Here is a 6242-nt window from a genome sequence, read left to right as displayed (position 1 = left end):
CCCGCCCCTCCAGCGCGGCGATGTTGCCCGGGCCGTAGCCCGAGGCGGCGAGGTTGCCGGCGGCATCCGTGGTGATGAACTGGGTCGCGCCGCTCTGGGCGTTCCGGCTCGCCGCGGACGCGATGCCGGCCATGGTGTAGGTGCTCTGCCCGGAGCCGAGCGCGACCTGCCCGGCCCGGCTCGTCCGCGCGCCCGTCCCGATCGCGACGGACCCGGCCTGCGTCGCGCTCGCGTTTCTGCCGAGCGCGACCGAGCCATCCCCCGCCGCGTTCGCGCCGCTGCCCAGCGCCGTCGCGCCGTTGCCGCTCGCCGCCGCCCCGTGGCCGCCCGCGACGGCGTCCTGGCCCGTCGCGAGCGGCGTGCCGGCCCGGCTCGTATCGGTCCCGCGCAGGGGAACGTCCTGCGCCGCACCTATCTGCTGCTCCAGCCTGCTGAGCCGGAGCGCGATGTCCCCGAAGCCTGCGCCGGGCCCGCCGCTGTCGATGGTGACGACCTCCCCCGGCCCCGTCGTCGGTTTCGTCGGGCCGGAGGGCTGGCCCGTCGGGCCGAACGGCAAACCGGTCGGACCGCCGCCGGGGCCCGTCGCCGTCGTGGTGCCGAGCGTGACCCCGGTCCCGAGCAGACCGTCGCCCGGCCCCGTGGTGCCGACGACGACACCGGTGCCGATGGCGCCGCCCGGCGCGTTCGTTCCCACCGTGACACCGGTTCCGAGAACGCCGTCACCCGGGTTGGTCGAGCCGACGGTGACGCCGGTGCCCAGGAGGCTGCCCGTGGTCCCGACCGTCAGCCCGGTCCCGAGCACGCCGCCGCCCGGCGCGGTCGTTCCCACGGTGAGGCCGGTTCCGAGCACGCCCGAGCCGGACCCCGTGTCCAGCAGACCCCGAAGGAGCTGGGCCTGAGCCGGCCCGGCCGCCGAGGCCAGCAAGATCGTCCCGACAAGGGCGGCCGGTGGGAGGGACCCGTGCAGATCGAGGCGCGCGGCAGCACGCCGCGACCGCGGCTGAGCGGTGGGATGTCCGAACATGGGCTGTACTCGATTCGTGCGGGATGGTTTCGATGCAGGTGAACCAGATTCGCATCGGCGGATGATCAGTCTGGTATCTTCATAGTACCAAATAATAACTTAAGGTTGCACTAAAATAGCAAACCACAAGTGATAATTGTTGATATTATATCGAATTATACTGGGGTGTACTGCGAATTTGCGCGCGGAAAACCAGTCTCTCCGCGCGCGAACCATCGTCGATCCGACGACGTCGGCATGCATGGCCCCGCCACCCAGCGCATGCAGGCGGTCGGCCGGTATTGGCGTCCGGAGACAGACCGACCGGAACGGATCCAGCCGCATCGTGAGCGCCCTCGGCTACCTCACCGATGGTTGTATGTGACCTATGTTAAGCACCGACTCGATTAACGAACGGTTGCGCGTTCCGGCCGGCCTGCCCGAGCGACCGCACAATTACAGTTGCGCGGATCACCCACCCACTGCGACGTCAGCTTTACTCTGGCGTGCTTCAACGTAAGGACAATAATCGCATCGCTTCCGGGATGCAACTAACGGTTACCTCGATCACGATCCGTTAACCTTTGTCCGAGCCTAATACTACCTGAGGCACTGCTCCGATGCAGGCTCGGTCGAGGTTTGGCGCGCCCCGGAACCGACCTGCCGGGCGCTACCGCATCACCGTCCGGCACTGCCGCTGCACCACCCGCCGGCGAGGCGGCGACCGATAAGGTCCGGGCCGGAAACCACTGAGGGAGGAGCGCGTGTCATGAGCCGGATGATCGGTTGCCTCGTGGATCAGCATCCCGGCTGGGTCGTGCCGCTGGCCGCCCTGGTGTGCTGGATCTCCAGCCACACGGCGCTGCGCCTGCTCGACCAGTCCAGGGACAGCACCGGCCCGGCGCGGCCCGCCTGGCTCGCCGCCGCCGGCTTCTCGGCCGGGGCCGGGATCTGGTGCACGCACTTCATCGGGGTGCTGGGCTACGATCCCGGCATCGCGATCGGGTACGGGGCTGACCTGACGCTGCTCTCCCTGGCGGCCGCTATCCTGTGCGTCCTGGCCGCGCTCGCCCTCGTGCGGGACGCAACTCGGCCCGCCGCGGCTGTGGCGGCCGGCCTCGTGCTCGGGCTCGGCGTGGCTGCGATGCACGCGCTCGGCATGGCGAGTCTGCAGGTTCCGGGTGTGCTCGTCTGGGATTGGCCGCTGGCCGGCGCGGCGCTGGCGGGCGGCTGCGCGCTCGCGGCAGCGGCCTTCCTGGTCCGGAGACGCCCGCGGCCGGGGAGCATGGCCGAACGGACCCGGGCCGTTGCGGCGACGCTCATGACCGGCGCGGTCGCGACCCTGCACTTCACCGCGATGGCGGCCGTCGTGATCGTGCCGGATCTCGCGGCCGGGCGGCATGGCCCGAACCTGCCGCGCCTGGTCCTCGCCGGGGCGGTCGCGGGCCTGATGCTGACGGTTCTGGCCTTCGCTGCCCTGGCCCTCTTCGCCGAGCGGATGCGCCGCGCGAACGTCGCGCTGCGCGCCAGCGAGGCGGCCCATCGCCTGAGCGAGGAGCGCCTCGCGCTCGCCGTCGACGGGGACGGCCTGTGGGACCTCGCCCTCGCCGATGGCCGGATGTGGCTGTCGGACCGCTGGCAGTCGATGCTGGGCTACGCGCCCGGCGAGCTGGAGAGCCACAGCCGGACCTTGGAGCGGCTCGTCCACCCCGACGACGCGGTCCAGGCCCGGCGCCGGCTGAGCGAGCATCTGGAGGGGCGCGCGGCCCTCTACGAGAGCGAGCATCGCATGCGGCGGCAGGACGGCGGCTGGACCTGGGTGCTGGTACGGGGCAAGGTCGTCGCCCGTGACCCGTCGGGGCGTCCCGCCCGCATGGTCGGCCTGCAGGCCGACACGACGATGCGGCGCGCGGCCGAGCGCCGGATCGCCCACATGGCGCTCCACGACGCGCTGACCGACCTGCCCAACCGCACGCTCTTCCGGGAGCGCCTCAACCAGTTGGTCGTCCGGGCCCGGCAGCATGGTGGCCGCTTCGCCGTGCTGGCGTGCGACCTGGACCGGTTCAAGGCCGTGAACGACGCCCACGGGCACCCGGCCGGCGACACGCTGCTCGGCGTGATCGCGGAGCGCCTCCGCGGCGTGGTCCGGGCGGGCGATACGGTGGCGCGCCTGGGCGGCGACGAGTTCGCGATCCTGCTCGTTGATCTGGATACGTGGCAGTCGGCCGCACGCGTGGCCGAGCGCCTGATCGCTGCGGTCGATCTGCCGGTGGACGTTGGGCCCGCCACGGTCAGGGTCGGCGTCAGCATCGGGATTGCCGTAGGAGGCGGCCACGAGGAGGCAGAGGCACTGTTCAAGAACGCCGACACCGCTCTTTACCGGGCCAAAGCCGAGGGGCGGAATGTCTGCCGGTTCTTCGATGCGCCTCAGGCGGCAGCGGCGGCCTGAGAGATCCAGGCTCGGCGGGATCATGCGGGGCTACAGGGCAATCATTCCAACCGAGATTGGAGACGGCTCCGGCCTCGACACCGGCAGAAGAAGCGACCCGAAGCAGACCGTCAGAGTTGCCGAGCGGAAGGTCTGGATGGGGTCGTAAGCCGAACGTCCGCTTGCGGGCAGCGAGGCAATCTCCGCTTTCCACCACATCCGGACCTTCGGCAGAAGCTGCTCGAATGTCCGGATGGGGTCAGGAGTTCGCCCCCGCCTTGTTCAGCTTCGCGCCATCAACAGACATTCGCATGCAGATAGCTGAAGGTCCGGTCTCGTAAAGATTTTCCGGCGCCGTGAGGGGGACGAAAGTCTTCGAAGAGGGAACCCGCGGGGACCGAGGCGCTCAGCTATGGTAGTTGGTCGTTTCTCGTGCGAGAACCGGCGCAGGCCCATTTCCTCGATCAGGCGTTGGCGCCGCGGGCTGATCACGGGGGCGGGAAGCAGATCTTGCATCGTGGGGCTCCTCGGATGAAGGAGCCGCGATGCTCAGCCCGCCGCCGACAGGCCTCAAACGACGCGCGACGGTCAGACTGCTACCGCGACCTCAGGCGTGGCGCGCAAGCACCTCTTGGCGTCGCTCGACGCTTGCCTGAATGAAATGGCCGATCGGGGGGCCGCGCATCTTGCGGTTGCGCCAGACTTCCTGCAGCACCGCTTCTAGCGCGACGATGCCTTCGCTCGGCTGGCGGTAAGCCTGCTCCAGTTCATTCAGAGCGGCATCGACTTGGTCAGCAACGGTACTGTCCGGCGCGGCGGAGAGACCCTCAAGTTTGCGGAGACAGCGGCTCACATGATACATGAGCCCAGTCTCTACGAGGTAGTCTCGTGCTGTCGAGCCAAACGATTTGCCTAGGTCAAGTAGCCTAGGCAGGGTCGCAGAGTTCACGGCTTGGTGAGCTGAGCGACCGTATGTGTAGATGAGATGATCGCCTAAACGTCCACATCGGATGGGATGCTTCCGGATCACGCGTGCGCGCTGCCGCAGGAGCAGCTTCTGTCGGGCCATAGCTCGACAGCATTCTCGAAGGTACGGCTGGCAATCTCCAGGCTCCAGCTCGCGGCTACGCAGCGCTCGATCCGGTAGCCGTCCCAGATCTCCAGCGTGAACGGTGGATAGGCGTCCTCAGGCGCCTCTGGCTCTTGCGGGCGGGTCGACTCAAGCCGCGTGGACGCGTTGGAGAAAGGTTTCGATTGCAGCCTGCATGCTCTCTGCGCTCTCCGCGACGCGGCTGGCTCCGTCCCCCACCATCCCGGCCTGCGCCTCGTTCGAAGCTGCTGCCGCGCGAACGCTGCCGATACTCCCCGAGATCGTACGAGCCTCACCCGCCGCGTTCGCGATGGCTCGCGCAATCTCCTGGCTGGCTTGACCCTGCTGCTCAGCGGCGGCCGCCACCGTGGAGGCGGCCTTGCTCATCTTCGCGATGGTCTGGCCGATGGCGCCGATCCCAACGACCGTGCCATCGGCCGCCGTCTGGATCGCCGCGACCTGCGCGGTGATGCGGTCGGTTGCCGAGGCCGTCTGGCCTGCGAGCGCTTTGACCTCGGCGGCGACGACGGCAAACCCCTTGCCAGCCGATCCGGCCCGCGCAGCCTCGATGGTCGCGTTCAGCGCGAGCAGGTTGGTCTGCTCCGCGACGCTGCGGATGAGGGAGACTACGGCGTCGATCTCGGTTGCGGCCTTCGCCAGACCCGCGACGGTGGCTTCGAGGCCGCGCGCATCCGACAGAGCGGTGCCCGCGATGTCGCTGGTATAGCGGACCTGCTCCTCGATCGCCCTGGCCGAGCTGGAGAGTTCCTCGGCGGCTCCGGCGATGCTGTTGACGACATCGACGGACTGCCCCGAGGCGAGGCTGGCCCGACCAGCCTCCTCCGTGGTCCTTCGCGCGGTCGCGGACAGGGTGTTGGCTGCGCCCTGCATTGCTTGGGCCGAGCCCGCGAGGTCCGCGAAGGTGCGCCCCGTTTCGATCTCGAAGGCCTGCGTCGCCTGCGCCAAGGCGTCCGCCCTCAGCGCTTCCCGGCCCGAGCGCGCGGTGGCATCCGCATCGAGCATCCGCTTCTCGATCAGCGACGAGCGGAACCCCTCGATGGCGCACGCCATTTCGCCGATCTCATCGCGGCGCGCGGTGAAAGGCACTGTTTCATCCAACTTGTCGGCCCCTAGCGCCATCATCGTCGCCCTCAGGCGATGGAGGGGGCGCCGCACCTGGGTGGATATGATCCAGAAGGCGGCGAGGAGTCCGAGGACAAGGGCCGCGGCCGGCACCGCCAGGAGCGCCAGCGTCGTCCAGCTGCGGGCCTCCTCGGCGGCGGCGCGCTCGGCGTCGAGGCGGGTCAGGGTTTCACGCCCGAGGCCCCCAATCTCGATCACCATGCGTTCGCGGTTCCTAACCGTGGCTTCGTCCGTGGCCTGGATCAGGGCGGCTTTGGGGGACAGGGTCAGGCCCATCTCGGCGGTGTCGGTCTGGTAGGCGATGAACTCCTTGACCGCGAGGTCGAGTTTGCGTTTGCGCTCTGGTGACAGATGCGCGTCCATGGCCGCGAGGAACGGGCCACGGGCCTGTTCGACCTCCGTCAGGGCGCCCTGAAGCGCCGAGAGACGGGTTTTGGCCTCGTCGGTGTCGGTGGCGATGTAGATCGCGGTTGCCTGGACCACGGCATGCTCGATCGCCTGCGCGAGGGTCTTGGCCTGCAAGCTAGAGCCGTGCCCGCTCACGTAGCAACGGCCAAGTCGGTATCGTAACCGGCGGC

Annotated in this window: 3 protein-coding genes and 1 pseudogene; 1 reads left to right on the top strand and 3 read right to left on the bottom strand. The window is 69.1% G+C overall.

Annotated features, from left to right (window positions below; translation table 11 throughout):
* Positions 1–925: pseudogene (locus AX737_RS18605) on the bottom strand (hypothetical protein); the annotation flags it as partial.
* 847 nt (positions 926–1772) lie between these two features.
* Between AX737_RS18605 and AX737_RS18600 the strand changes: the two are divergent.
* Positions 1773–3452, top strand: a complete 1680-nt coding sequence (locus tag AX737_RS18600; protein ID WP_066924008.1) for a diguanylate cyclase — start codon at positions 1773–1775, stop codon at positions 3450–3452.
* A gap of 586 nt (positions 3453–4038) precedes the next feature.
* Here the strand turns inward: AX737_RS18600 and AX737_RS18595 are convergent.
* Together AX737_RS18595 and AX737_RS18590 are read right to left on the bottom strand one after the other, a co-directional pair.
* On the bottom strand, positions 4039–4293 hold the full coding sequence (locus AX737_RS18595) for a hypothetical protein (protein ID WP_066924006.1): 255 nt from the start codon (positions 4291–4293) through the stop codon (positions 4039–4041).
* A gap of 357 nt (positions 4294–4650) precedes the next feature.
* Entirely contained in the window at positions 4651–6186 is a 1536-nt protein-coding gene (locus AX737_RS18590) for a HAMP domain-containing methyl-accepting chemotaxis protein (protein WP_245293475.1), read from the bottom strand.
* Positions 6187–6242: the final 56 nt, after the last annotated feature.

The organism is Methylobacterium sp. CCH5-D2 (assembly GCF_001556475.1).
Lineage (GTDB): Bacteria > Pseudomonadota > Alphaproteobacteria > Rhizobiales > Beijerinckiaceae > Methylobacterium > Methylobacterium hispanicum.
This window is presented reverse-complemented; position numbering and strand designations above follow the sequence as displayed.